This is a genomic window from Hassallia byssoidea VB512170, from assembly GCF_000817785.2.
GTDB classification, from domain to species: Bacteria; Cyanobacteriota; Cyanobacteriia; order Cyanobacteriales; family Nostocaceae; genus Hassallia; species Hassallia carrinoi.
The window spans coordinates 1-3,249 of the sequence record NZ_JTCM02000216.1; the positions used below are offsets into that span (position 1 = coordinate 1).

Annotated in this window: 3 protein-coding genes; all 3 read right to left on the reverse strand. The window is 43.7% G+C overall.

Features of this window, described 5'->3' with window-relative positions:
• Nucleotides 1-197: 197 nt before the first annotated feature.
• The gene (gene glgA, locus PI95_RS34935) at nucleotides 198-1,637 is read right to left on the reverse strand and encodes a glycogen synthase GlgA (RefSeq protein ID WP_039752805.1); all 1,440 of its coding nucleotides are present in this window, start codon (nucleotides 1,635-1,637) and stop codon (nucleotides 198-200) included.
• A gap of 119 nt (nucleotides 1,638-1,756) precedes the next feature.
• Nucleotides 1,757-2,728: a hydroxymethylbilane synthase gene (hemC, locus tag PI95_RS34940; protein ID WP_039752806.1), complete on the reverse strand. Its 972-nt coding sequence runs from the start codon at nucleotides 2,726-2,728 to the stop codon at nucleotides 1,757-1,759.
• A gap of 335 nt (nucleotides 2,729-3,063) precedes the next feature.
• Nucleotides 3,064-3,249: hypothetical protein (locus tag PI95_RS36570; protein WP_236117345.1), on the reverse strand; the 186-nt coding region annotated here is incomplete at its 5' end.

Consider the following 3,249-nt stretch of genomic DNA (forward strand, 5'->3'; position numbering starts at 1 on the left):
AGAACCCCACCCCTAACCCCTCCCCGCTTGCGGGGAGGGGAACTTTGGCGTAGCCAAAAGCGGGGTGGGGTTTTCCAGGATTTGTCGGTAATTAAGCGGACATGATATTACGCACAAAAAAGGAAAAAGTGCTATATCCCCTAACTTTCTATCTTCTGGTAGAGAGTTAGGGGAAGGCAATAAGTGTTTTGCAGGAATTACTTAGAAGTAGCTACTGGCTCGTTTACCATTGACTCCGGTTGTTGTGTAGTCTCGTCTTCTTCTGGCAAGCCGTAAATTGACCTGTACAATTTAACGTACTGCTTCGCAGATTGATACCAACTGAAGTCTTCGTTCATACCGCGTTTTTGTAGTTCCAGCCACTGCGGTTTATAGCGGTAGCCTTCCCAAGCGCGAATCATGCAGGTAAACAGGTCTAACGGTTCATAGCGGTCAAAACAATAACCAGTGCCTGCCCCGTTGGTGGGGTCGTGGTGGGTTACAGTGTCAACTAATCCGCCGGTGCGACGGACAATTGGCACGCAACCATAACGCAAAGCTAACATTTGGCTGATTCCGCAAGGTTCAAAACGGCTAGGCATTAAGAAGGCGTCGGAACCGGCGTAGATGCGGCGAGCTAAAGCATCGTTATAAAGTAGGTAAGTTGCCATGCGTCCGGGATAACGCGATGCCATTTGCCACATTTGAGTTTCATAATTGCGATCGCCTGTCCCCAGCAACACAAATTGTGCATCTGTATATGCCAAAAACCGATCCATAATTTGCAATGTTAAGTCAATGCCTTTTTGATCGACTAACCGTGTCACCATCCCAATTAAAAAGGCATTGTTATTAACTTCTAATCCCACTTCTTCCTGCAAAGCAATTTTATCAGCTTTGCGTTGTTCAATAGTTTCGGGAGTAAAAGTTTGGGCGATGTATTTATCATCTGCTGGGTTATAAATCTCGGTATCTACGCCATTAATAATCCCAGATAACTTACCGCTAATAAAAGACAGCAAACCTTCTAAAGTTTCGCCGTATTCAGGTGTTTTGATTTGCTCTGCATAAGTGGGAGAAACTGTATTTACTCTGTCAGCGTACTGCACAGCAGCTGCCATAGTGTTGTGTCCTTGCATATACCAAGGACACCAAGTAATTTTCTCTAAATACCAACGCCACGGACCTTGATAAGCCAAGTTATGAATTGTAAAAACGGTGGTAATATCAGGGTCTTGATTCATCCACACCGGAATCATCCCTGTGTGCCAATCATGACAGTGAACTATTTCTGGCTTCCAATAATTCCAGCAAAACTCGGCTGCACCGTTAGCAAACAATGTAAACCGCCAATCTTCATCATCTCCAGAATAAATGCGGCGGGGCATGAATGCGGGATGTCCAAATAAATATAAGGGAACATCAGTACCGGGCAGAATTGTTTCATAAACTGCAAAGTGCTGAAACATCGCATCTCCCCACCAAATCGGTTCTTGGGGAATCTCCATTTTGTCTGGCAACATGCCGTAGTAGGGCATGAATATTCGCACATCATGCCCCATTTGTCTGAGGAATTTGGGTAAAGCACCGACAACATCACCCATTCCGCCAACTTTCGCAATGGGAGCTGCCTCAGCTGCTACAAATAAAATCCGCATGGTAGTTTCTGTTTCCCCGTGCCTACATCAGAATTCCACATGTAGGGCAGGCATTGCCCACCCTACTTATTGACAATGGAAATCTTTCTTCATCTAATCACATCTGCTTGTGCAACAGCTCAAGAACCGCGTTGAATCTCGGTAAATATTTTATCCAAAATTTCCTGCGCTCCGTGTTGCCGCAACAGTTGTGCGAGTTGGATGCCTAGTTGTTCGGCATTTGAAGCAGAACCTGTGACGGTATCTTTGACCAGATTTTTGCCATCGACGCTGGCAACTATGCCAGATAATGTTAAATTATCACCATTTAAATCAGTATTTACACCAATGGGTACTTGACAACCGCCTTCTAATTCACGTAAGAAAGCGCGTTCGGCTAAACAGCGATCGCGTGTTTGTGAATGTTCAATACCTTTGAGTAGCGAGATCAACTCACTATCATCAGCACGGCATTCGATACCTAATGCACCTTGTCCAACTGCGTGGAGAGAAATTTCTTTGGGGAGGATTTGATGAATGCGATCGCTCATTCCCAATCGCTCTAAACCTGCTACCGCCAAAATTATCGCATCATACTCACCCGCATCCAATTTCGCCATGCGTGTATTCAAGTTTCCTCGAATATCTTTAAATGTAAAGTGGGGAAAATGATGTCGCAATTGTGCCAGCCGACGCAGCGAAGATGTACCGATTACCGCACCCTCTGGTAAAGTATCAATTTGCTTATCTTTGTGCTTTTCATGCACCACCAAAGCATCTGCGGGGTTTTCCCGTTCTGTAATTGTTGCCAGTGTTAACCCCTCTGGTAAGCGAGTCGGTAGATCCTTAAGAGAATGAACGGCAAAATCAATCTCCCGGTTGAGCATTCCTACTTCGAGTTCTTTGGTAAATAGTCCTTTGTCCCCAATCTTGGCTAATGCCACATCCAAGATTTTGTCTCCTTGAGTGGACATGGAATGAACTTCAAAAGTGATATCCGGAAAGAGTTTCTGAAGTTGTTCTTGTACCCAGTGAGTCTGAACCAGAGCAAGTTGGCTTTTGCGGGTACCGATGCGAATTGTGCGTGGAGGACTGGATACAGATGATGTCATAAACGCAGTATGTTAAACCAGGCAATTAATTTACTCTCATCTAGACTACCGCAGTGAGTGACTTGACGTGTGGCTATTTCCTTGATTTCAGTTAAGTTTATTTTTTACTTTTGTAACTAGGTTTGATGAACTTTTGTTAACTAGTTAGCTCTTAGTGGCAATTATTGTATCAATTCAAAATAGATGTTGTTTTATTTTGAATTGAAAATTTTTACTTAAAACCCTCGTTGGCAGAGACGTTCCGGATCGAACGTCTCTACGAGCAATGTTTTTTGTATTAATATCGTTTTCTATTTTCTCAGTAAAAAATACAGGAAAATGGTAATTTTGTATATTTATTTCAGATTTTCACATTTTTTTAGACTTGAGTTAACTGATAATTGTGACGAGAAAGAAAACCCCAAATCACAGTTAATAAACTTAAATTGTAGGGGAGCCAGTGCGTTGCGGTGAGTCAAGGCAGCGCGGTTGCCTGTACCGTCTATTCGTAGTGGCGAGGAGCGTTCGCGGAGCGTCTGGTG